The organism is Xanthomonas sp. NCPPB 4467 (assembly GCF_041475665.2).
GTDB lineage: Bacteria > Pseudomonadota > Gammaproteobacteria > Xanthomonadales > Xanthomonadaceae > Xanthomonas > Xanthomonas dyei.
This window is the reverse complement of record NZ_CM191260.1, coordinates 687,943-710,275: the sequence shown is the minus strand read 5'-3', so window position 1 is coordinate 710,275 and position 22,333 is coordinate 687,943. Positions and strand designations below refer to the sequence as shown.

19 protein-coding genes and 1 other RNA gene are annotated in these 22,333 nt (G+C 66.7%); 12 read left to right on the top strand and 8 right to left on the bottom strand.

The annotated features are described in order from the left end of the window. Positions 1-39: 39 nt before the first annotated feature. A complete protein-coding gene (locus ACCQ06_RS03075) occupies positions 40-654 on the bottom strand; it encodes a CDP-alcohol phosphatidyltransferase family protein (protein ID WP_228322953.1) in 615 nt (204 codons plus the stop codon). A 75-nt stretch (positions 655-729) separates the two neighbouring features. On the opposite strand from ACCQ06_RS03075, the gene purH reads away from it, so the two are divergent. From purH to yccS, 4 genes are all read left to right on the top strand, one after another. Continuing rightward, positions 730-2,313, top strand: coding sequence for a bifunctional phosphoribosylaminoimidazolecarboxamide formyltransferase/IMP cyclohydrolase (gene purH / locus ACCQ06_RS03070; protein WP_316690105.1), 1,584 nt, complete (start codon positions 730-732; stop codon positions 2,311-2,313). Between the two features lie 22 nt (positions 2,314-2,335). Next, a complete protein-coding gene (locus ACCQ06_RS03065) occupies positions 2,336-3,184 on the top strand; it encodes a hypothetical protein (RefSeq protein ID WP_228322951.1) in 849 nt (282 codons plus the stop codon). Positions 3,185-3,218: 34 nt separating this feature from the next. Further along, on the top strand, positions 3,219-4,514 hold the full coding sequence (gene purD, locus ACCQ06_RS03060; RefSeq protein ID WP_228322950.1) for a phosphoribosylamine--glycine ligase: 1,296 nt from the start codon (positions 3,219-3,221) through the stop codon (positions 4,512-4,514). Between the two features lie 315 nt (positions 4,515-4,829). Then, positions 4,830-7,043: a YccS family putative transporter gene (yccS, locus tag ACCQ06_RS03055; RefSeq protein WP_316690104.1), complete on the top strand. Its 2,214-nt coding sequence runs from the start codon at positions 4,830-4,832 to the stop codon at positions 7,041-7,043. A gap of 167 nt (positions 7,044-7,210) precedes the next feature. On the opposite strand, the gene ACCQ06_RS03050 is transcribed toward yccS, so the two are convergent. Next, positions 7,211-7,287: non-coding RNA, sX9 sRNA (locus tag ACCQ06_RS03050), on the bottom strand. 61 nt (positions 7,288-7,348) lie between these two features. Further along, positions 7,349-8,539 (bottom strand): MFS transporter, encoded by a 1,191-nt coding sequence (locus ACCQ06_RS03045; protein WP_316690103.1) that lies wholly within the window; start codon positions 8,537-8,539, stop codon positions 7,349-7,351. Positions 8,540-8,636: 97 nt separating this feature from the next. Here ACCQ06_RS03045 and ACCQ06_RS03040 point away from each other — a divergent pair, with 97 nt between their 5' ends. The 5 genes from ACCQ06_RS03040 (at position 8,637) to ACCQ06_RS03020 (ending at position 12,999) form a co-directional block, all read left to right on the top strand. Next, the gene (locus ACCQ06_RS03040; RefSeq protein WP_316690102.1) at positions 8,637-9,539 is read left to right on the top strand and encodes a LysR family transcriptional regulator; all 903 of its coding nucleotides are present in this window, start codon (positions 8,637-8,639) and stop codon (positions 9,537-9,539) included. A gap of 66 nt (positions 9,540-9,605) precedes the next feature. After that, complete coding sequence (locus ACCQ06_RS03035; protein WP_316690101.1) at positions 9,606-11,528, top strand: MFS transporter; 1,923 nt, start codon at positions 9,606-9,608, stop codon at positions 11,526-11,528. Between the two features lie 308 nt (positions 11,529-11,836). Further along, complete coding sequence (locus ACCQ06_RS03030) at positions 11,837-12,181, top strand: CD225/dispanin family protein (protein ID WP_039408067.1); 345 nt, start codon at positions 11,837-11,839, stop codon at positions 12,179-12,181. After that, positions 12,181-12,591 carry a DUF2752 domain-containing protein gene (locus ACCQ06_RS03025; RefSeq protein WP_316690100.1) on the top strand — a complete coding sequence of 137 codons (411 nt, stop codon included), beginning with the start codon at positions 12,181-12,183 and terminating at the stop codon, positions 12,589-12,591. The genes ACCQ06_RS03030 and ACCQ06_RS03025 overlap by 1 nt, the downstream gene beginning before the upstream one ends. A gap of 75 nt (positions 12,592-12,666) precedes the next feature. Further along, a complete protein-coding gene (locus tag ACCQ06_RS03020) occupies positions 12,667-12,999 on the top strand; it encodes a hypothetical protein (RefSeq protein WP_316690099.1) in 333 nt (110 codons plus the stop codon). 197 nt (positions 13,000-13,196) lie between these two features. Here the strand turns inward: ACCQ06_RS03020 and ACCQ06_RS03015 are convergent, their stop codons facing one another. The 5 genes from ACCQ06_RS03015 to ACCQ06_RS02995 form a co-directional block, all read right to left on the bottom strand. Beyond that, complete coding sequence (locus ACCQ06_RS03015; protein ID WP_316690098.1) at positions 13,197-14,090, bottom strand: cobalamin biosynthesis protein; 894 nt, start codon at positions 14,088-14,090, stop codon at positions 13,197-13,199. Positions 14,091-14,223: 133 nt separating this feature from the next. Continuing rightward, on the bottom strand, positions 14,224-15,123 hold the full coding sequence (gene nudC, locus ACCQ06_RS03010; protein WP_316690097.1) for an NAD(+) diphosphatase: 900 nt from the start codon (positions 15,121-15,123) through the stop codon (positions 14,224-14,226). 320 nt (positions 15,124-15,443) lie between these two features. After that, a complete protein-coding gene (erpA, locus tag ACCQ06_RS03005) occupies positions 15,444-15,830 on the bottom strand; it encodes an iron-sulfur cluster insertion protein ErpA (protein ID WP_055853212.1) in 387 nt (128 codons plus the stop codon). 80 nt (positions 15,831-15,910) lie between these two features. Then, positions 15,911-16,360, bottom strand: coding sequence for a bactofilin family protein (locus ACCQ06_RS03000; RefSeq protein ID WP_228322942.1), 450 nt, complete (start codon positions 16,358-16,360; stop codon positions 15,911-15,913). Between the two features lie 3 nt (positions 16,361-16,363). After that, positions 16,364-17,101: a DUF6776 family protein gene (locus tag ACCQ06_RS02995; protein WP_228322941.1), complete on the bottom strand. Its 738-nt coding sequence runs from the start codon at positions 17,099-17,101 to the stop codon at positions 16,364-16,366. A gap of 127 nt (positions 17,102-17,228) precedes the next feature. Here ACCQ06_RS02995 and ACCQ06_RS02990 point away from each other — a divergent pair, with 127 nt between their 5' ends. From ACCQ06_RS02990 to ACCQ06_RS02980, 3 genes are read left to right on the top strand one after another with little or no spacing between them, the layout of a single operon-like run. Beyond that, positions 17,229-17,855: a DUF4126 domain-containing protein gene (locus tag ACCQ06_RS02990; RefSeq protein ID WP_316690096.1), complete on the top strand. Its 627-nt coding sequence runs from the start codon at positions 17,229-17,231 to the stop codon at positions 17,853-17,855. A 38-nt stretch (positions 17,856-17,893) separates the two neighbouring features. Beyond that, the gene (locus tag ACCQ06_RS02985) at positions 17,894-19,852 is read left to right on the top strand and encodes an EAL domain-containing protein (RefSeq protein WP_316690095.1); all 1,959 of its coding nucleotides are present in this window, start codon (positions 17,894-17,896) and stop codon (positions 19,850-19,852) included. Positions 19,853-19,891: 39 nt separating this feature from the next. Continuing rightward, positions 19,892-22,150 carry an ATP-binding protein gene (locus tag ACCQ06_RS02980; RefSeq protein ID WP_316692485.1) on the top strand — a complete coding sequence of 753 codons (2,259 nt, stop codon included), beginning with the start codon at positions 19,892-19,894 and terminating at the stop codon, positions 22,148-22,150. The last annotated feature ends 183 nt before the right edge of the window (positions 22,151-22,333 follow it).

The following is a 22,333-nucleotide window of genomic DNA, read 5'->3' as shown; positions in this document are numbered from 1 at the left end:
CAATGAGACGCGGCAGCGCACGGCGCGTCGCGATGTCGGTCAGCGCGCCGCTGCCTCGGCCAGCCCGGCGCGCACCCGCCGCCACACCGTGGCACTGCAGGCAAGACTCAAGGCAATGGCGACCCAGGTGACGCCGCGCGCGCCCAGCAGCCCGCAGGCCAGGCCGACCCCCACCACGCCGATCACGAAGGCGCGGTCGCTCTTGCCCATCGGCCCGTCGTAACGGCGACTGGCACCGACCATCAGCCCGAGCACGCCGGTGTATTCGGTCAGCGCAGCCAGCAGCGCAAAGATCCATAGCCAGTGCGCGCCCACGCCGGGCACGCCGAGCAGACTCAAGTACAGCGCCGCATCGGCCACCACATCGCACAGCTCGTTGAGGTAGGCGCCCAGGCGCGACTGCTGGCCGAACTCGCGCGCCAACATGCCATCCACTGCATTGAGCGCCATGCGCAGCAGCATCCACAGCGGCAGCAACAGATACAGCAGCGGCCAGCTGGCGCCGGCGCGGTAGACCACCGCGGCCACCATCACCGACACCGCTGCGGCGATGAGCGTCACCTGGTTGGCGCTGATGCCGCGGCGGTACAGCGCGCCGACCATGGGCCGCAGCAGGTCCTGGAAGCGTCCTTTCAGAGCATAGATCGAGGCCATACCAGTGGTTGAGTCCATTCGAGCGCTGGCGCAGCCTACAATATCGGCTGCCCCGCAACGACTGTTCCCTCACTCATGGCCTCCGATTTCCTGCCCGTGCGCCGGGCCCTGCTCTCCGTTTCCGACAAGACCGGCCTGGTCGACCTGGCCCGCGCGCTGGTGGCGCGCAAGGTCGAGCTGCTGTCCACCGGCGGCACCGCCAAGGCGATCCGCGACGCCGGCCTGCCGGTCAAGGACGTCGCCGACCTGACCGGTTTCCCGGAAATGATGGACGGCCGCGTCAAGACCCTGCATCCGCTGGTGCATGGCGGCCTGCTCGGCCGCGCCGGCATCGATGAGGCGGTGATGGCCGAACACGGCATCGCGCCGATCGATCTACTGGTGCTCAACCTGTATCCGTTCGAGTCGGTCACCGCCAAGGCCGATTGCACACTGGCCGACGCGGTGGAAAACATCGACATCGGCGGGCCGGCGATGCTGCGCAGCGCAGCCAAGAATTTCGCCCGCGTGGCGGTGGCCTCCGACCCGGCGCAATACGCCGAGCTGCTCGCCGAGCTGGAGGCCAACGACGGCCAGCTGTCGGCCGCCAAGCGCTTTGCGCTGTCGGTGGCTGCGTTCAACCGCGTGGCGCAATACGACGCGGCGATCAGCAACTATCTGTCGGCAGTGGCCGACAGTGCGGACAACATCCCCACACGCAGCCCGTTCCCGGCGCAGATCAATTCCAACTTCATCAAGGTCATGGACCTGCGCTACGGCGAAAACCCGCACCAGTCCGGTGCGTTTTACCGCGATCTGTATCCGGTGCCGGGCACCTTGGCCACCTTCCAGCAGTTGCAGGGCAAGGAGCTGAGCTACAACAACCTGGCCGATGCCGATGCGGCGTGGGAATGCGTGCGTCAGTTCGATGCGCCGGCTTGCGTGATCGTCAAGCACGCCAACCCCTGCGGCGTGGCCGTAGGCGTGGCCTGCGGCGATGCCTATGAGCTGGCCTACGCTACCGACCCGACCAGCGCGTTCGGCGGCATCCTGGCCTTCAACAAGACCCTGGATGCGGCGACCGCCAAGGCCATTTTGGATCGCCAGTTCGTCGAGGTGCTGATCGCCCCCGACTACGAGGCCGGCGCGCTCGAATACGCCACCAAAAAGGCCAATGTGCGCGTGCTCAAGATTCCGCACGGCGCCGGCCTCAACAACTACGATACCAAGCGGATCGGCTCTGGCCTGCTGATGCAGTCGGCCGACAACCGCGGCATGTCGCTGGGTGAATTGAGCGTGGTCACCCAGCGCGCGCCCAGCGATGCGGAGCTGGGCGATCTGCTGTTCGCCTGGCGCGTGGCCAAGTACGTCAAATCCAACGCGATTGTCTATGCCAAGGACAGCCGCACCATTGGTGTGGGCGCCGGGCAGATGAGCCGCGTGGTCAGCGCCAAGATCGCCGCGCTCAAGGCCGAGGAAGCCAAGCTGGAAGTGGCCGGCTCGGTGATGGCATCGGATGCGTTCTTTCCGTTCCGCGACGGCATCGACGCCGCCGCGGCTGCCGGCATCAAGGCGGTGATCCAGCCGGGCGGTTCGATGCGCGATGGCGAAGTGATCGCTGCCGCCGACGAACACGGCATCGCAATGGTGTTTACCGGCGTACGCCATTTCCGTCACTGAGCCGAACGACAAGGACAGGTCCATGGACCGATTACGCGCTCTCGCCGCCCTGGTGGCTGCTGCCGGCTTGCTCGGTGGATGCAAGCAGGATCCCGCGCCTGCAGCGGCGCCCGCCGCCGCAGCGCCCACGCCTGCTGCGGCCACCACCACGCAGCTGAGCCGCACCGAGCGCCTGGACGGGTTTTTGCGCACGCGCTATGGCGTCAAGGCCGGCCTGGCTACGCAATGGAGCGGCGAGGCCGATGGCTTCAAGGCCGACAGCCAGGTCTGCGCCGAGCAGCCGGTGGTGGTCGGCGAGCAGGTACAGCAGCTGCTGGCGGTGTGCCACAGCCTCAGCGATGGCGGCCACGGCAATCCCGGGCTGATCGACTTCTTCGTGCTGCGCAGCGACGGCGACACGTTCAAGGTGGTGGCCGAAAAACTGTCCGACACCTTCGGCAGCGATGGCAATCCCGGCAGCGTGGACGTGCTGCGGCTGGGCAGCGATTTTTACGGTTTCATCGTGCACAGTTTCTGGATGGGCCAGGGCCTGATGCTGGAATCGCAGGATCTGGTGGTGCCCGGCCCCAAGGGGCTGGTCGGCGCCGGCTCGCTGCGCGCGCATATCGACAACAGCGGCGCGCTGGCCTGCGACGACGACGCCCGCGAGCCGGATCAAACCCAGGCGCAATGCATGGCCGAAGCGTTCGATGTGGACTTCACCCTGGACGTGGACAGCAGCAACGCACAGGCACGCATCTGGCCGCTGCGCATCCACGAACACGGCAGCGATTGCGGGCAGACGCTGGACACCACGCATGTATTCGCACTCGACCCCAAGACCTGGACCTACCCCTTCCCCAACGCTCTGCAGCGCGAAGGCTGCAAGTAGCGCGCCCTTTCCCCCGTCCTAGCGAGCAGCTCTCTTGAAAATCCTTGTCATCGGCTCCGGCGGCCGCGAACACGCCCTGGCCTGGAAGATCGCGCAATCGGCGCGCGTGAGCGAGGTGCTTGTGGCGCCAGGCAATGCCGGCACCGCCACCGAGGCCAAGTGCCGCAATGTCGCGATCAAGGTCGACGACCTCGATGGCCTGCTCGCACTGGCGCAGCGCGAAGCCGTCGCGCTCACCGTGGTCGGCCCGGAAGTGCCGTTGGTACTCGGCGTGGTCGACCGCTTCCACGCCGCTGGCTTGCGCATCTTCGGGCCCACCGCCAAGGCCGCGCAGCTGGAAGGCAGCAAGGCCTTCGCCAAGGATTTCCTGGCCCGCCACGGCATCCCCACCGCGTACTACGCCGTGCATACCGAGGTGGACGCCGCACTCGCCTACGTGCGCGAGAAAGGCGCGCCGATCGTGGTCAAGGCCGATGGTCTGGCCGCCGGCAAGGGCGTGATCGTGGCGATGACGCTGAGCGAGGCCGAAGACGCGGTGCGCGACATGCTCTCGGGCAATGCGTTCGGCGATGCCGGCGCGCGCGTGGTGATCGAAGAATTCCTCGATGGCGAAGAGGCCAGCTTCATCTCCATGGTCGACGGCACCCACGCCTTGCCGATGGCTACCAGCCAGGACCACAAGCGCGTCGGCGATGGCGACACCGGCCCCAACACCGGCGGCATGGGCGCGTACTCGCCGGCCCCGGTGGTGACGCCCGAGGTGCATGCGCGGGTGATGCGCGAAGTGGTCGAGCCGACCGTGCAGGGCATGATCGCCGACGGCGTACCGTTCACCGGCTTTCTGTATGCCGGGCTGATGATCGACGCGCACGGCGCGCCGAAGGTGATCGAATTCAACGTGCGCTTCGGCGACCCGGAAACCCAACCGGTGATGCTGCGGCTGCAGTCGGATCTGGTGGAGCTGCTCGAAGCGGCCATCGATGGCGAACTCGCCACCGCGCAGGCGCAGTGGGACCCGCGCCCCGCGCTGGGTGTGGTGATCGCCGCCAAGCCCTATCCGGAAACCCCGGTCACCGGCGAGGTCATCACCGGCCTGGACCAGGTACCGGCCAGCGCCAAGGTCTTCCATGCCGGCACCGCATTGAATGCCGCAGGGCAGGTGATCAGCGCCGGTGGCCGCGTGCTGTGCGTTGCCGCATTGGGCGACAGCGTGCTGGATGCGCAGCGCACCGCGTATGCCGGCCTGCAGCCGATCCACTGGCCCAATGCCTTCCAGCGCAGCGATATCGGCTGGCGTGCGATCGCCCGCGAGCGGCAGGCGCAGGGCTAAGCCGCGTCCTTCCCCCGCCGGCGGGGGAAGGTGCCCGAAGGGCGGATGGGGGCAAGCATGGACATCCGCTGGTTGTCGGCCGAACAGAGCAACAGCTCGCTGGTGGTCGCCGACAAGGCGGTGTTCAAACTCGCAACCACAGGTTGCAAGGTCGCCAAGCGCGGTAGACGGCCGTGCAGCGGGGGCGGCGGCGCAATCGCGCACTCCGCTCCAGTCCGCACACATGCCGGCTACTGACAAAGAACTAGCCGTTCTCCACACCGGTGGCGCGTGCCTGCGGCAATAATGCCCGGGCACGCTTGCCCATCAGAGACCGTGGCCACCACTTCTTTCGAATCCCGCCTCAGCCGCCTGTGGGCCCATGAAAAGGCCAGTTACGGCCTACGTGTGTTCATCGCGCTGGCGGTCGCCATGGGCGTGTGCTGGTACTGGCAGCAACTCACGGCGGTACCGGCGTTGTTCCTGGGCGCGATTGCCAGCGCCATCGCCGAGACCGACGATAACTGGCTGGGCCGCATCAAGTCGGTGCTGCTCTCCTTGCAGTGTTTTGCCGCAGCGGCGGCGGCAGTGACGCTACTGTTTGCGTACCCGCTGGCGTTCGTGATCGGCATGGCGGTGGCCACCTTTTCGCTGACCTTGCTGGGCGCACTGGGCGAGCGCTACGCCTCCATCGCGCAGGCCACGGTGGCGTTGTCGATCTACGCCATGATCGGCATGGACCAGCACGGCAGCCACGATCCGCTGGTGGCCTGGCATGGCGCGGCGTTGCTGTTGATCGGCGCCACCTGGTACGGCGTGCTGTCGATCCTGTGGACCATCCTGTTCGCCAATCGCCCGGTACGCGAGCGGCTGTCGCGCTTGTTCTTCGAGCTGGGCCTCTATCTCAAGCGCAAGGCCGACCTGTTCGAACCGGTACGGCAAAGCGACCTGCATGCGCGCCGGCTGGCGCTGGCCGAACAGAACGCCAAGGTCGTCGGCGCACTCAATGCCGCCAAGACCGCGATCATCAGCCGCTTCGGGCGCTCGGGGCGGCCGGGCGTGCAATCGGGCCTGTATTTCCGGCTGTATTACATGGCGCAGGAATTCCACGAACGCGCCAGTTCGTCGCACTATCCCTACGAAGCGCTGACCGATGCGTTCTTCCACAGCGATGTGCTGTACCGCTGCCAGCGCCTGCTCGCACTGCAGGGCAAGGCCTGCGCTGCGTTGGGCGAGGCGATCCGGCTGCGGCAGCCGTTCGACTATGGCGACAACAGTCGCCTGGCCACCGAAGACCTGCGCCAGTCGCTGCATTATCTGCATGCGCGCGCCGACCCCGCACTGGCCCGCCTGCTCGGCGCGCTGGAACTGCTGGTCACCAATCTGCAGACCATCGAACGCAAGCTCTCCGAAGCGGCGCAATCCGATTCCACCAGCGACAACCTCGACACCCGCCTGCGCGATTCCTCGCCGCACACCTTGCGCGAAATGGCCGCGCGGCTCGGCCAGCAACTCACGCCCGGCTCGGTGCTGTTCCGGCATGGCCTGCGCATGGCCATCGCGCTGGTGGCCGGCTATGCGGTGATGCAATCCATCCATGCCGATAACGGCTACTGGATCCTGCTCACCACCGCGTTCGTGTGCCGGCCCAACTACGGTGCCACCCGCCTGCGGCTGGTGCAGCGTATCGCCGGCACCTTGATCGGCCTGGTCGCCACCTGGGCACTGATGCAGCTATTCCCCGGCACCGAGGTGCAGCTGCTGCTGGCCTTGGTCGCCGCGCTGGTGTTCTTCATTACCCGCACCGATCGCTACATGCTGGCCACCGCCGGCATCACGGTCATGGCGCTGTTCTGCTTCAACCTGCTCGGCGATGGTTTCGTGTTGATCTGGCCGCGCCTGATCGACACCGTGATCGGCTGCGTCATCGCCGCGGCGGCCTCGTTCCTGATCCTGCCCGACTGGCAGGGCCGTCGCCTCAACCAGGTGATGGCCACGGTGCTGGCCAGCTGCGCGCGCTATCTCACCCAGGTGCTGGAGCAATATGCGAGCGGCATGCGCGACGATCTGCCCTACCGTATCGCACGCCGCGACATGCACAACGCCGATGCGGCGTTGTCGGTGGCACTGTCCAACATGCTGCGCGAGCCGGGCCGCTTTCGACGCAATCTGGATGCGGGTTTCCGCTTCCTGGCGCTGTCCAACACCTTGCTGGGCTACCTGTCGGCGCTAGGCGCGCACCGCGCCGCGCTCGATAGCGAACACGACCCCACCATCGCCCGGGCCGGCGACTATCTGCAGCGCGCGCTTGGCGACATCGCTACCGCATTGAGCCAACGCCAGCCACTGCCGGCGCATGACGAAACCGAAGAGTTGGCCATGGCCGATGCGCTGGAACAGCACGCCGTGCAGTTGCCGCCCAAGCAGCGTCTGGTGCGCGACCAACTCGCACTCACCTTGCGCCTGCTGCCCAAGCTGCGCGCCGCTGCGGTGGCGGTGACCGATGCGCCAGCCGAGGGTGCGGCGCGTCTGGCGGTAAGCAAACACTAGCGGCGCTTGAGGACAGTGCGGGCTGCGGCCGGTCATCGACCACGCCGCGCAGCCCGGCGGCGTTGGCGCAACACTTGTGCGCAACACCGCAAAAGCCAAGCGCTTCAGATGCGCGCATCCGTGCAGCGTGCGGGGACGCCTCACCGCGTGTCGGCAGCGCGTGGAGCGGCTAACACACCGTCGCGAGCCGCCGTCAGGTGCGTGCGGACGACGCACGCAGAACCGGAATCTACGGGTGGTACCTACCGCACCGAGCCCCGGCGACGCCCGCCTGACGGTGGGCGCAGTCGTTGTGTTAGCCGCTGCTACTTCCAGGTGTTGCGCGACACGCTCCAGCCCACCCAGCCCAATGCCGCCACCGCCAGCAGCGCACCGCCGATCACCACACCGCTCCAGCCGGCCTGCGCGTAGGCCGCCGTGCTCAAGGTCGACCCCAGCGCGCCGCCGATGAAGTAGCAGGTGATGTAGGCCGAGGTGATGCGGTTGCGCGCCTGCGGATTGCGTTGATAGATCACGCTCTGATTGGCGATGTGCACGCCCTGCACTGCGATATCCAGCAGCAGCACGCCCACGATCAGCAACGCCATCGAGTGCGGCGCAAACGCCAGCAGCCCCCACGACACCAGCAACATCAGCAGCCCACCCCAACTCACGCGGTCGCCGTGGCCGTGGTCGGACCAATGCCCGGAACGATTGGCCGCCAACGCACCGGCCGCACCGATCAAGCCAAACAGCCCGATCACCGCGGTGCCATAACCATAATTCGGACCGGACAACAGAAACGCCAGCGTGGTCCAGAACATGCTGAAGCCGGCAAAGATCAACCCACCCAGCACCGAGCGCGCGCGCAGCACCGCATCGTCGCGCAGCAGCGTCACCACCGACCCCACCAACTGCGGATACGACAACTGCGCATTACCCGGATGCCGCGGCAGCCCGCGCCATAGCAGCGCGGCGGTGATCAGCAGCAAGCCGGCAGCAATCCAGTACACCGTGTGCCAGCCGCCCACGCCGGCCAGCAGCCCGGCGGCGGTGCGCGCCAGCAGGATGCCCAGCAGCAAGCCGCTCATCACTGTGCCGATCACCCGGCCCCGCTCGTGCGGTGCCGCCAGCGTGGCCGCGAATGGCACCAGGATCTGCGCCGCCACCGAACTGGCGCCAGTGACAATGGTGCCGACCAGCAACATCGCAAAGCTGTGCGAGCTGGCACTGATCAGCAGGCCCAGTGCGCTGAGCACGAACAGGCCCACGATCAGGCTGCGCCGCTCCAGCCGATCGCCCAATGGCACCAGCAACAGCACGCCGGCCGCGTACGCCAGCTGCGCCGCGGTCACCACCGCCCCGGCGCTGCGCACCTGGATGCCGAAGGTCTGCGCCAGCGTTTCCAGCAGCGGCTGGGCGTAGTAGTTGCTTGCCACCGCCAACCCGGTAGCGGCGGCCATCAACAGCACCAGGCGGCGCGGCAAGGGCGGATGGGCGGCGGGGTCGACGGTCATGGCAGAGGCCTGTGGAAGGAATGGAAGCAGTGTGGGCGGCGGCAATGCATCTTTCCAATGTATTGTTTTCACTGTGTCCATCTTGTTTCGAGATCGCATGCTCACCCTGCGCCAGCTGGAATTTGCCGTGGCCGTAGCCGACGAAGGCGGCTTCACCGCGGCCGCACGCCGCTGCAACACGGTGCAATCGGCGCTCAGCCATCAGGTGGCCAAGATCGAAGAGACGCTTGGCGCGCGGCTGTTCGAGCGCGGCACCCGCCGGGTACGCCCCACCGCGGCCGGCGAAGTCTTCCTACACAACGCCCGCGAAACCCTGCGCGCGGCCGAACGCCTGCACGAAGAAATGGCCCAGGCACTGGGCACCGTGCGCGGCCGGCTCACGCTGGGGCAGATCTCCTCGCTGAGCACGGTGCAGGTGCCGCAGCTCCTGCGCCAGTTCCGCACCGCACATGCGCGGGTAGACGTGCATCTGCGCACCGCCATGAGCGAGGCCTTGCTGCACGATCTGGGCGAAGGCCGGCTGGATGTGGCCCTGGTCGGCGTCGGCCCGCAGGTCGCGGTACCGGAGCAGCGCCTGCTCCTGCACGAAGAATCGCTCGCCTTGATCGTCGCCCCCGGCCATCGCTTTGCCGCGCGCAAGCGGGTGGCCCTGGCCGAGCTGGAGGACGAACCGATGGCCGGGCTGATCCCCGGTGCCGGGGTACGCGGCATCATCGATGCGGCCTTCGAGCAGGCCGGGCTACGGCAGCGCCAGCAATACGAAGTCACCCACGCCGACCTGATGCGCGAACTGGTCGCCGCCGACCTGGGCGTGGGCATCGTGCCGCACACCATGGCCAGCGCCATGCGCGAGGTGGCGACGGTCGCGCTCAAGGAGCGCTTCCGCTTTTTGACCTACGCGGTGTGGCGGCCGGACCCCACCCCGGCCGCACGCGCGTTCGTGGCGCTGCTGCGTGACCAGGCGGCGCAGCGTGCACCATCGACTGGCCGGTCGCGCTAAGCGCACCGGCCCTCCACCAGCACCGTAGAAGCCTGCTAGGCTGCGCGCGTTCGCAAAGGAAACTGCATGTCCGGTCACAGTCAGTTCGCCCTGCTCAGGCAGCGCCGCTTCTTGCCGTTCTTCGCTGTCCAGGCGCTGGGCGCGTTCAACGACAACGTCTATCGGCAGGCCATCATCGGCTTGCTGTTTTATCTCGGCATCGATGCGGCGCAGCGCACGCTCTACACCAATCTGGCGCCGGCGCTGTTCATCCTGCCGTACTTCCTGTTCTCCGCGCTGGCCGGCCAGATCGCCGAAAAAATGGAGAAGCAGAAGCTCATCGTGATCACCACCACGATGGAGATCGCCATCATGTCGCTGGCCGCGGTGGGCTTCATCACCGAGAACATGGTGATCCTGCTGATCGCGCTGTTCTGCACCGGCCTGCAATCCACGCTGTTCGGGCCGGTGAAGTATTCGATCCTGCCCTCGGTGCTCAAACCCGAAGAACTCACCGGCGGCAACGGCCTGGTCGAGATGGGCACCTCGATCTCGATCCTGTGCGGCATGATCTTCGGCGGGCTGATCTTCCAGATCGCCGGCAGCCATGGCCCGGTCGCCGCAGCCACCGCGGTGATCGCCATCGCCGTCACCGGCAACCTGGTGGCGCGGCTGGTGCCCAAGGTCGATGCCGGCGCGCCGGAGCTGAAGATCAACTGGAACCCCATCCCCGAATCGCGCGCCATCATGCGCCTGACCCGGCGCACACCGGCCGTGCGCAACTCGGTGCTGGGCGTGTCGTGGTTCTGGTTCGTCGGCACCGTGCTCACCGCGCAGTTGCCCACCTACGCGCAGCTCAATCTCGGCGGCCAGCAAGACCTGTACGTGTTTGCGCTGGCGCTGTTTTCGATCGGCACCGGCGTGGGCTCGCTGCTGTGCGAACGACTGTCCGGGCGCACGGTGGAAATCGGCCTGGTGCCGCTGGGTGCGTTCGGCATCAGCGCGTTCCTGCTGGACCTGTATTTCACCCGCCCCGGTGCCGCGCCGGTGAGCGATCTGTCGATCGGCCAGTTCGTGCGGCAGGCCGGCAGCGTGCGGCTGATCATCGACCTGGTCGGCATCGGCCTGTTCACCGGTCTGTTCGTGGTGCCGTTGTTCGCGCTGATCCAGAGCCGCACGCCCAAGGCCGAACTCTCGCGCGTCATCGCCGGGCTCAACATCCAGAATTCGCTCTTCATCGTGGCCGCCGCCGTCATCGGCATTGCGCTGCAACTGCAGCAGGTGGTGCTGTTCGGCATGCGCATTCCGATGCCGGGGCTGAGCATTCCGCAGATGTTTCTGGCGCTGGCCATCGCCAACACGCTGGTGGCGCTGTGGATCTTCACCCTGGTGCCCGAGTTCCTAATGCGCTTTCTCAGCTGGGTGCTGGTGAGCGTGTTGTACCGGCTGCGCGCACGCGACATCGACACCCACGTGCCCGACGATGGCGCCGCCTTGCTGGTGTGCAACCACGTCAGCTACATGGACGCGCTGATCCTGTCGGCGGTAATTCCGCGCCCGGTGCGTTTTGTCATGTACTACAAGATCTTCCGCATCCCGGTGATGCGCTGGATCTTCCGCACCGCCAAGGCCATTCCGATCGCCGGCGCGCGCGAAGACCCTGCGCTGATGCAGCAGGCGTTCGACCGCATCGATGCCGCGCTGGCCGATGGCGAGCTGGTGTGCATCTTCCCGGAGGGTGCGTTGACCAAGGACGGTGAGATTGCCGCGTTCAAGTCCGGTGTCGAAAAGATTCTGGAGCGCCGCACCGTGCCGGTGATTCCGATGGCGCTGCGTGGCATGTGGTCGAGCATGTGGAGCCGCCGCGATACCCGCCTGGGTCGCATGCGCGTGCCGCGCCGGATGCGGGCGCAGATCGAAGTGGTCGCCGGCCCCGTCGTTGCCGGCGACCGGGCCAGCGCCGCATTGCTCGAACAGCAGGTCCGCGCACTGCGCCAGCACCAACCGTGAGCAGCCTTGGTGCGGGCTTTGCGTCCGTCGCGCACCGCGAGTAGCCTGTGCGCCACTGCACGCTTTGGCGCCGCGTTCGCCAAGCGGGCGCGGCAGGTCGTACCGGGGGACGTCGTCGTGCGCAATCTCGTGTCTGAGGCATCTGCCGCAACCGGCAGCCGTCGCGCCTGTCGGCGACCTGCGGTTGCAGTACTGCACCGCGGCCCTGCGGGCACGACGCACGCTGCCATCCGTCGCGCTGCGACCGTCATCACCCTCCCCATGCACCCGATCCGTTTGTTGTCGTTTACCACCCAAGGAGCTTCACCATGAGTGCCATCCCACCGCCGATCCATCCCTCGTCCAGCGCGGCCCCCGGCCCGGTGCCCAATCACCTGATCTGGGCGATCGTCTCCACCGTGCTCGGCTTCTGCCTGTGCTGCCCGGCCCTGATCAGCGGCATCGTGGCGATCGTGTTCTCCAGCAAGGTCAACGGCCTGCTCAACCAGGGCGATATCGACGGCGCGCGTCGCGCCTCCAACACCGCCAAGACCTGGTGCATCGTGACCAGCGTGCTGGCCGCGATCGGCTTGCTGATCAATATCGGCATGGTCGCCACCGGCGGCATGCAGGGCTACATGGATTACATGCAGCAGCTGCAGCACATGCAGTAATGGAACTGCGTCCACGCCATTGGCTTGGACTGGGGGCAGCCACCAGCGTGGCCGCCTTTGGCGTATCGCTGCTCTATCGCTTCGATCCGAACGCGAGCAACAGCCCGTTCCCGCCCTGCATTTTTAGCGCCGTCACCGGCTGCTACTGCCCCGGTTGCGGCATGACCCGCGCGTTGTATGCGCTGGTACATTTCGATCTTCCTGGCGCCTTCGCCATGAATCCGGCCGCCGTGCTCGGCCTGTTCACCCTGCCCGGCCTGATCGCCTGGAAAGCCGGCTGGCGCGCGCGCTGGTTCGCACCGGTGGTGAGCGTGATGTCCGAACCGAAATTCTGGTTATGGGCACTCCCCACATACTGGATTGCGCGAAATCTGCCGTGGTACCCGTTTACGCTGCTGGCGCCGGGTTAGGAAACAGCAAACATTCCGTAGCGTAAGAAATCCAACGATTTCACCGAATTCATATCCGCAACTTACAAGGCCAGCATGGACTTCAGGGTCGGTATTGAATTCCAAGTGATTGGGATAGGAATTATCGTCCTGTTCTTCTTCGTAACCGGAGCTGTGAATTATCTTGCCGTCAGAATGGCGAATGACCCTTCGAGCAAAAGCAGAAACATGGGAGTGGTCTTTGCATGCGTCGGAATGATACTGATGGACCTGGTGTTGTCCTGGCCTTTAATCAGCTTTCTCTATTCCTTCACTGACCCTCTATCCGGCGTGGCGAATCTGCCACCGTCTTCAATGACTTGCGGAATGTTTTGCACATTGGGATCCGCCTCCATGCTTATCGTTTCTGCATTCAAAAAGAAGCAATGAGGCTTAACGATCGCTCAATCCAAACTCACCTCAAAAAATCTATAAGTAGCTAGCCTCAGTAATGAGCAACTGGCCGCCGCGTGACCACAGGTCGGCTGATGAAATTAGACGTCAAGCGACAAAGCCACGTTCGAAGATGTCATTTCTACCCAAAATTGCACCTTAAAGGCATGCCCAAGCATCCGCATTGCCCAGTATCACCGCACCCAACCCGCAATCACCAGCAACGCCAGCACCACCATCCACAGCAGCAGCACGCGCCACACCAGGCTCATTGCATCGCGCACTTCCGGCAGCCGGCGCCAGATCGGCACCAGGCCCGAATCGGTGTAGTCGTGCGCTTCTTCGCGCAGCTCGGCACTGACACTGGCACGCGCGACGGCACCGAGAAAATGCGGCTCCAGCGACCAGCGGTTGCCATGCGCTTGCCGCCACGCGCGGAACACCGTGTCGAAGTTGCCGACCAATGCCATCGACACCGTGATCAGCTGCGCTACCGGCCATTCCAGCACCGCCAGCAGCCAGCGCGCGCCGGCAAGATTGCGCGGCGGCAGCAGCACCGCCAGCGGGCTTTCCACCGCCAGCGCCGTCAGGCGATACAACACCGCGCCGAATGGCCCCAGCAACAGAAACCACCACAGCACCGCAAACCAGCGCCGCAGGCCATTGACCACCACCGCCTCGACCAGCGACGGCGCATCCTCGTGCACGCTGCCGCCGGCGGCCTGCAACTGCGAGATCGCATCGCGCCGCGCGCTCGGTTCGTCGGCATCGATCACCGCCTCGACATCGCGATCCAGATCGCGCGGCCCCCAGGTCCAGGCCAGCACCGCCACGCCGAACAGCAGCGACAGGAACCCGTGCCAGACATCGTCCAGCAGCCACTGCAGCACGAGCACTTTAAACAGGGCCGGAAATAGCGCCAGCAGCACCCCATAGCGGCCCTGCCAGGCGCCACGTCCGGCGGCATAACTGTCCAGCCGGCGCAGCCAATGACCAAACCATTCAAAACGCCGCAGCCTGGCCACCTGCGCCGGCACCAGATGGCCCAGCGTGAGTGCGACGACGACGGCAACCAGGGTGGTGAACATGGGTATCCCTCTTCAGCCGAGTCTAGCCGAGCGGGCACAACCGCCCTGTAACGCGTTTCGCGTGCCGATACAGTGCTTACCGGAAAGGGGCGCAAGCGCACTTGCCAGCTGCGAGCACTTGCAGTCGGCGCCCTCAGCCATGCGTGCGATACCACTGCTCGATCAGCGCGCGCGCAATCGAAATGGCAGGCGGCAGCCCAATCCCTTCCTCGCCGCCTTGCCCGGCCAGCGCGGCGCCGACCTCGGCATGACTCACCCAGCGCGCGTCTTCCAGCTCACCGGTCACCTGCGGCACTTCGCTCGCCGCCGCATGCGCAGTAAAGCCCAGCATCAGCGCACCCGGGAATGGCCACGGCTGCGCGCCGGCATAGCTGCAGTGCGCGATCCGCACCCGGGTCTCTTCGTGCACCTCGCGCGCCACCGTCTGTTCCAGCGACTCGCCCGGCTCCACGAATCCGGCGATCACCGAATAACGCCGCGGCGCCCAGCTGGCCTGGCGGCCCAACAGCAAACGTTGCCCGTCGCTGACCGCGACAATGATCGCCGGGTCCACGCGCGGATAGTGCTCGGTCTGGCACTGCGTGCACTGCGCGATGAAGCCGGCACGGCGCAACACGATCGCCCCGCCGCAAACGCCGCAAAAGCGCGTGCGCGATTGCCAGTGCAGCATGGCCCGCGCATACGACACCGCGGTGGCGATCTCCACCGGCCACTCGGCCGCGGCCTGGCGCAGATCGACGCGCTGTGGCGCCTTGATGTCCAGCGGGTCGGCCGACAGGCAGAACCAGCCTTGGCCATCGCGCACGCCCAGAAAGATTGCCGCCTCCGGCCCATCGGCAAGCGCGGAGCCCTGCAGCAGCAACGGTTGCCCCTGCGCATCGGCCAGCGCGGTGCCCTTGGCATCGATCAGCAGCACGTTGCCTTGCGGCCACAGGTGCGCCAACGCAGCGGGATCGTCACGCAACGCATCGCCACGATCGAGCGGCGCGTGGGTGAAGGCAAAACCGGACAACGGAAAAGTAGATTCTGGCATCGGCGCAAGCCTGCCGATAATTGGCGACACCCGCAACCAGCAGTGCATGACGATCGACACGGTGCAGGCGCGCGTAGTGGGCTGACACTCATGGCAGGGCCGCTGAAGATGACAACCAGTCGACGATGCTGGTGCGCTGCCCACGCAGCGGGGGCCTATCGCAGCGCGTTTGCGCCATCTGTATCGATCATCGCAGCGATGCTCGCGCGCTGCGCTCGATCAGGCCACGTCGGCTGGCCCGTGCTGCACGACACCCGTCAGCGCAGCCAATGCCCCCATCAAACGATCACGACAGCGCAACCGAAGCCCACCGAGCAGGCTCAGACGCTGAAGCTGCTACCGCACCCGCAAGTGGTCTTGGCATTAGGGTTACGGATCACGAACTGCGCACCGGTCAGGCTTTCGGTGTAATCCACCTCGGCGCCCATCAGGTATTGCAAGCTCAGCGGGTCGACCAACAGCGTCACCCCATCGGTGGCCACGGCCAGATCGTCTTCGGCGCGGTTCTCGTCGAACTCGAAACCGTACTGGAAGCCGGAACACCCGCCTCCCTGGATATACACGCGCAACGCCAGCTCGGCGTTGCCCTCTTCCTGGATCAGCTCGCGCACCTTGGCGGCGGCAGCTCCAGAAAAGTTCAGCGGCCGGTCGATGGACTGGTAGTCCGGGGCCGGGGCGGCAGTGGGAAGCGAAACGAGCGTACTCATGGCGTCAGCATGGGGGCCAAGCGGCCCCACTTCAAGTTGATCGTGCCCGCAAGGCGCCCGCGCTTCAGCCGCGTGCCCGCTCAGGCCTCGGCGGTTTCGGCCCGCAGGGCCTTGACCGGCTCGGTACGGCTGCCTTCCGGGGCCGGCAGTGTGGCGGTCGCACCCGCCGTGGCGGCATGGATCAACCGCCCGGTGAGCTGCGCACCGGCGCTCATTTCCACCACTTGATAGTGCACGTTGCCCTGTACCCGCGCATTGGCGGCCAGCTCGACCCGCTCGGCCGCATGCACGTCGCCGGTCAGCTGACCATTGATGATCACCACCGGCGCACGCACTTCGCCCTCGATGCTGCCCTGCTCGGCCACGGTCAGGATCGCGCTGGCGCCGTCTTCGGCAATCACCTTGCCCAGGATGCGGCCTTCCACATAAAGGCCACCGCTGAAGGTCAGGTCGCCGCGGATCACCACCTGCGGCCCGATCAAGGTATCGACCACGGTCTGCGCACCACGGTTGGACTTGTTTCCGAACATGAGCTACTCCCCCGCGCCATTGCCGGCGACTTTCCAATCGAATGTCTGATTGACCGGCGCCCCGTCGCCGCTCAGGGAGATTTTGACACGTTGCGGAGTGAAATCCTTCGGCAGGATCACGCTGCCGTCCAACTGCTGGAAATAGCGGAACGAATACGGCTGCGCGGCGGCATCGGGCTTCTGGTGCAGCTCGTTCCAGCTCACCGTCACCAGCTTGCCGGCGCGCACGCCTTCCACCGCAAAGCGCAGCTGGCCCTGGCTGATCGCGCCACGGTTGAGGTTCTGGGTCAGCACCACGCTGTAATTCCAGGTCCCGCCGGCTTCGGCGGTGAACTGCACCGAATGCGCATTGAGCCCCTTGCGCTGCGCGGTGGAGCCCACCAGCCGCTCGTAGAAGGCCACATCGGCGCGCAGCGCGGCGATCTGCTCGTCGCGCTCGGCCAGCGAGGCCTGCACTTCGGTATTGGCGGCGCGGCTGATCTTGTCGGACATCGCCAGATTGACCTGGCGCTGCTGCAATTGTTCGATCAGCCGGAGCTGCTGGGCCTGGCTACGCTGGGCCTGCTGCAAGGCCGCCTCGGCCTCGACCAGGCGTGGCGCCGCGGTGCGACTGGCCATCCACCACACAGCGCCCAGCGAGGCCAGCCAGAGCAGGACGACCACGATCCACAGCCAGCGGCCGCTGGAAGGGCCAGCGCCCGACTCCCGTTGGACGATGTGAACGCGTGCGGCTGGTCTCATGGGCATCGGGTCCGGACAGGCCGGCGCTGTGGCGGCGGCGTAGTGTGCCAGAGCCTCGCCGGCCGTCGCGCTGGCGCTGAGCCGCCCGTTATCCGATAGTTCCGCATTGTTCGCAGGAAGCAACGCCATGAGCGAAGCCCATCTGTTCGTGATCGGCATCCTGCTGGCCTGGCTGGCCGGCATCCGCGTCTACCTCACCGTATTCGGCGTCGGCCTGGCCGGCCTGCTCGGCTGGATCGAGCTGCCGCCGGCCTTGCATCCGGCGCAATCGTGGTGGGTGCTGGGCACTTCCGGCGCGCTGGCGGTGGCCGAATTCTTTGCCGACAAGATCCCCGGCGTGGATTCGGGCTGGGATCTGCTGCAAACCCTGGCGCGGGTGCCGGCCGGCGCGTTTCTGGCCGCCGCCACGCTGTCGCCGGATGGCGACCTGGGCGCGGGCGCGCTGGCAGCCGGCGCTGGCGTGGCGTTGACCAGCCACACGCTCAAGGCCGGTACCCGTGCACTGCTCAATACTTCGCCGGAACCGGCCAGCAATTGGGTCGCGTCGCTGGCCGAAGACACCATCGCCACCACTGCGCTGGCCCTGGCCTTGGCGCATCCGTGGTTGGCATTGAGTCTGGCAGTGGGGTCCAGCGTGTTGGTCGCACTAGTGGTGTGGTGGGTGTGGCGATTGTTGTGGCGTGGTATGCGCCGGCTGGCCGCGCCAATGCGCGCTTCGAGCACGCCGGCTGCACGCCGCTCCCCGCTATCGTGAAGTTCATCGCATAATCATCGCGACTGCAGGGAGTATCGATGGCCGCCCGAGATCCGGTTCCTTTCACCACCCGTGACGACACCGCCACGCGTAATCGCCCGCTGCGCGCCGAGACGCCGCCGGCCGACTATTGGCGTCGCTGGGCCGACGAGGCTGCCAGCGCGGCCGACGACAGCGCGCCGGTGAGTGCGGCCATCATTCCCGCGCCCGCCGCGGCCAATCTTCCCAGCCATGCGGCATCCATTGCACCGGCGCGTGCTACGGCCAATGCCGGCGCCACGCGTGTTGCGACGGCGCCTTCCTCCGCGGCGCCCGCAGTCAACACCGATGGCGGCGACACTGTCGCGGCCGATGCGCCGTATCGGGTCTTGATCGTCGAAGACGACCGCTCGCAGGCCTTGTTCGCACAGAGCGTGCTGCATGGCGCCGGCATGCACGCGCAGGTCGAAATGACCGCCGCCAGCGTGCCGCAGGCGATCCAGGACTATCACCCGGATCTGATCCTGATGGACCTGCACATGCCCGAGCTGGACGGCATCCGCCTGACCACCTTGATCCGCCAGCAGCCGGGTCAGCAGCTGCTGCCGATCGTGTTCCTCACCGGCGACCCCGACCCGGAGCGTCAGTTCGAAGTGCTCGACAGCGGCGCCGACGATTTCCTCACCAAACCGATCCGCCCGCGCCACCTGATCGCCGCGGTGTCCAACCGCATCCGCCGCGCGCGCCAACAGGCGCTGCAGCTGGCCGGCGAGCAGGTCAGCGTGCGCAGCAACCCGGAAACCGGTTTGCCCACGCGCGGCCATGTGATGGAACTGCTCGCCGATGCGCTGGAGCGCAAACAATCCGGCGGCCTGTTCTTCATCGAGATCGCCAGCGCACTCGGCCTGCGCGAACGCTACGGCTACGCCGCCTACGAACGCCTGATGACCCAAGCCGGGCATCGTCTGGCCAGTGCCGCCCAGCCGTATCCGCTGGCGCGCTTGAACGACAACAGCTTCCTGCTGCTGGCCGTGGAGATGGACGAGGCCAGTCTGGAACAACGCGCGCTGGACATCCGCGAGCGGCTTTCGGCCAACGCCTTCCCGGTGCGCGAAGAAGAATCGGTGCATGTGCGCTGCGCCATCGGCGCCGCGCCGCTGGGGCTGGGCTTCGACGACACCGGCAGCGCGCTGGAAGCGGTCGAGCGCACCGCGCTGCAGGCACGCCTGCGCAGCGACGGCGTGCAGACCTACCTGGCGCCCAGCCAGGCCGAGCAACAGGAGCAACTGCGCCTGGTCGAAGGCCAGCTCGAATTGGCTTATCAGCCCATCGTGGCAGTGGCCGGCGGCGACACCGCGCAATACCAGGTGCTGCTGCGGCTGCGCCAGGCCGACGGCACGCTGCTGTCGGCCGGCCAGGTGATCCCTGCCGCCGAAGCAGCCGGACGCATCGCCGACCTGGATCAGCAGGTCATGGATCATGCGCTGGGTCTGCTGCATCTGTACCAGCACGCCAGCCCGCCGCTGCGCCTGTTCGTTTCGCAATCGCCGCGCACGCTGGCGCGCGATGCGTTTGCCGACTGGTTGCTCGAGGCATTGGTCGAACGCGGCGTGGCCGGGCAATCGCTGATCGTGGACCTGCGGCTGGACGACGCCCTGATCCACGCGGTCACCGTGCAGCAGTTCTGCGCCAAGCTGATGCCGGCCGGCGTGCAGTTTTGCCTGAGCCAGTTCGAACCCGGCGACGAAGCCAACGCGCTGCTTAGCCAGTTGCCGCTGAGTTTCGTGCGCATGGCCAACCGCTTTGCCGATGCGCATGGCAATGCCGCAGTGCGCGACGAACTGCGCAGCGTCATCGATATCGCCCATCAGCGTGGCCTGTTGATCATCGGCCAGCGCATCGAAGACCCGCAGGCGGCCGCTGCGATGTGGATGAGCGGCGTGGATTTCATCCAGGGCAACCTGGTGCAGACCGTCGGCAAGGAACTGGATTTCGACTTCACGAACGCGGTGCTCTAAATGACGGCGCAGGCAGGAGGCCTTCGCGCCTGGAGCGCTTTGGCCACGGTGACCGCACTCACCGCAGCGGTGGGCGCAGGCCTGCAGTGGAGCGACATCCAGGGGCCGTGGCGCGCGCTCACCGCCATCGCTGCGGCACTGGCCGTGGTGTCTGCCCTGTGCGCGGCAGTCGCCGCCCAACGCAGCGCCCGCGCCCAGCAAGGCCTGGCGCAGCGCCTGGACGAGGCGGAAGTTGCCCGCGAACGCCTGCAACAGGAACTGCAACGCCACGGCGAACTCGAACAGGAGCTGCTGCGCGCCAAACAGGCAGCCGAAGCCGCGACCTTGGCCAAGGGCGAATTTCTGGCCACCATGAGCCACGAGATCCGCACCCCGCTCAACGGCATCATTCCGATGCTGGAGCTCATCTCCAGCGGCCAGCTCAGCCTGGACCAGCGCGACATGCTGCAGACCGCCACCGGCAGTTCGCTGCAGCTGCTGCGCATCGTCGACGACATCCTCGACTACTCCAAGCTCGAAGCGAACAAGCTCGAACTGGAGATCACCACCTTCAACCTGCGCGAGTTGCTCGACGGTGTGGTGCAGCTGCTGCAACGCACCGCCGAAAGCCGCCAACTGCGCCTGGGCCTGGACATCGAACCGTCGGTGCGCCTGCTGGTGCGCGGCGACCCGATCCGCCTGCGCCAGGTGCTGGGCAACCTGATCGGTAATGCGATCAAGTTCACCGAGCGTGGCAGCATCGATATCCAGCTGCGCCGCCTGGGCGAAACCCGCGCCCAGCACCTGCTGCGGTTCCAGGTGCGCGACACCGGCATCGGCATCGCACCGGATCAGCAGGCCCGTCTGTTCCGCTCCTTCGCCCAGGCCGACGCCTCCACCACTCGCCTGTACGGCGGCACCGGGCTGGGCCTGGCGATCTGCAAGCGCATCATCGATCTGATGGGCGGGCGCATCGGCGTGGAATCCGAACCCGGGCGCGGTGCCACGTTCTGGTTCGAGATCCCGCTGCTCAAGGTCATCGGCGACCTGCAGCAGAGCACCGGCGCCGATGCGGCACGGGTGATGGTGATCAGCTCCGACGCACGACTGTCGCAGCGGCTCAAGCGCCTGCTCGACAGCTGGGGCGTATCGCACGTGCTGATGGAAACCACCCAGGAAGCGCTGGAACGCGTGCGCCGCCACAGCGATGGGGAAGGCTTCCGCTGCGTCATCGCCGACCACGACACGCTGCGCTACAGCGCGCGCGCCGTGCATCGCGCGCTGGCCCACCCGGAGGATGCCAGCGGCTCCAAGCTGATCTGGCTCTACGGCGACGAACCGGTGCCGTCCGAACTGCAGGACAACGCCACCCTGGTGCCGCGTCAGAGCCCGGACGAGGTACTGCGGACGCTGGTGCTGCCGCCCGATGCCAAGCCCGTGCATGCGCTGGCCGCAGCGATGATCCCCGAACCGCTGCCGGCCCCGATGGCCAATGCGCGCGAGGTACGCATCCTGCTGGTCGAGGACAACCCGGTGAACCTGCTGGTCGCGCAGAAGCTGCTGGCGGTGCTGGGCTTCGAGGCCGACACCGCCACCGACGGCGAGGCCGCGCTGAGCAGCATGGAATCCACCCGCTACGACATGGTCTTCATGGATTGCCAGATGCCGGTGCTGGACGGTTATGCCGCCACCCGCCGCTGGCGCGCGATGGAAACCGAAAGCGGCGGCCGCCCGATCCCGATCGTGGCGATGACCGCCAACGCCATGGCCGGCGACCGCGAACGCTGCCTGGCCGCCGGCATGGACGACTACCTCTCCAAGCCAGTCGCCCGCGAACAGCTCGATGCCTGCCTGCAGCGCTGGCTGCCGCGTCAGCCGCTATTGCCCGGCCCGACCAGCGGCGCAGCCCCGGTCGATCCCGAAAGCGCCAGCGCAGTCGCCCATGCACGCGCCCTGCCGATCCTGGACAGCAGCGTGATCGACGAGTTGTACGAAGTGGCCGGCGCCGACACCATCACCATCCTGCAGCTGTTCCTGGACGATGCCCCTGGCATCATCGAGCGACTCGAAGCAGCGGCCGCCAACCGCGACAGCATGCAGCTGCGCGACCTGGCCCACACGCTCAAATCGTCCAGCGCCAACGTCGGCGCCCAGGCCGTGTCCAACGCTGCGCGGCGCATCGAACTGGCCGCCCGCACCGGCACCATCGAACGCCCCTCGGTGATGGTGGCCCTGGTCATCGCCGAATACGCCCGCGCGCGCCTGGCCCTGCTAGGCCAGGTCGCCCGCCTGCAAGCGGCAACCCGCGCAGCCGGCTGAGCCGAGCAAGCCAAGCCCCGGCGACAAGAACCGACTAGGCAATGCAGTCAAAGAAATCCCGCACCGGAAGAAAAATCTGGCCCCTCTCGGGCCTGGAGAGGGGTTGGGGTGCGGGTACGCGCGAAGCCATATGCAGCCAAGCAGCTGCAGCACAACACGCACCCATCGCCCGCCGCGCTTGCA

What these genes read in the sequence shown, in the direction of transcription:
- ACCQ06_RS03045 (WP_316690103.1), bottom strand. Translation starts at nt 8,539, where the DNA reads ATGACCGTCGACCCCGCCGCCCATCCGCCCTTGCCGCGCCGCCTGGTG.
- ACCQ06_RS03000 (WP_228322942.1), bottom strand. Translation starts at nt 16,360, where the DNA reads ATGTTCGGAAACAAGTCCAACCGTGGTGCGCAGACCGTGGTCGATACC.
- erpA (WP_055853212.1), bottom strand. Translation starts at nt 15,830, where the DNA reads ATGAGTACGCTCGTTTCGCTTCCCACTGCCGCCCCGGCCCCGGACTAC.
- purH (WP_316690105.1), top strand. Translation starts at nt 730, where the DNA reads ATGGCCTCCGATTTCCTGCCCGTGCGCCGGGCCCTGCTCTCCGTTTCC.
- ACCQ06_RS03025 (WP_316690100.1), top strand. Translation starts at nt 12,181, where the DNA reads ATGGAACTGCGTCCACGCCATTGGCTTGGACTGGGGGCAGCCACCAGC.
- ACCQ06_RS02990 (WP_316690096.1), top strand. Translation starts at nt 17,229, where the DNA reads ATGAGCGAAGCCCATCTGTTCGTGATCGGCATCCTGCTGGCCTGGCTG.
- ACCQ06_RS03020 (WP_316690099.1), top strand. Translation starts at nt 12,667, where the DNA reads ATGGACTTCAGGGTCGGTATTGAATTCCAAGTGATTGGGATAGGAATT.
- ACCQ06_RS02995 (WP_228322941.1), bottom strand. Translation starts at nt 17,101, where the DNA reads ATGAGACCAGCCGCACGCGTTCACATCGTCCAACGGGAGTCGGGCGCT.
- ACCQ06_RS03015 (WP_316690098.1), bottom strand. Translation starts at nt 14,090, where the DNA reads ATGTTCACCACCCTGGTTGCCGTCGTCGTCGCACTCACGCTGGGCCAT.
- ACCQ06_RS02985 (WP_316690095.1), top strand. Translation starts at nt 17,894, where the DNA reads ATGGCCGCCCGAGATCCGGTTCCTTTCACCACCCGTGACGACACCGCC.
- ACCQ06_RS03065 (WP_228322951.1), top strand. Translation starts at nt 2,336, where the DNA reads ATGGACCGATTACGCGCTCTCGCCGCCCTGGTGGCTGCTGCCGGCTTG.
- ACCQ06_RS03075 (WP_228322953.1), bottom strand. Translation starts at nt 654, where the DNA reads ATGGCCTCGATCTATGCTCTGAAAGGACGCTTCCAGGACCTGCTGCGG.
- ACCQ06_RS03030 (WP_039408067.1), top strand. Translation starts at nt 11,837, where the DNA reads ATGAGTGCCATCCCACCGCCGATCCATCCCTCGTCCAGCGCGGCCCCC.
- nudC (WP_316690097.1), bottom strand. Translation starts at nt 15,123, where the DNA reads ATGCCAGAATCTACTTTTCCGTTGTCCGGTTTTGCCTTCACCCACGCG.
- ACCQ06_RS03035 (WP_316690101.1), top strand. Translation starts at nt 9,606, where the DNA reads ATGTCCGGTCACAGTCAGTTCGCCCTGCTCAGGCAGCGCCGCTTCTTG.
- ACCQ06_RS03040 (WP_316690102.1), top strand. Translation starts at nt 8,637, where the DNA reads ATGCTCACCCTGCGCCAGCTGGAATTTGCCGTGGCCGTAGCCGACGAA.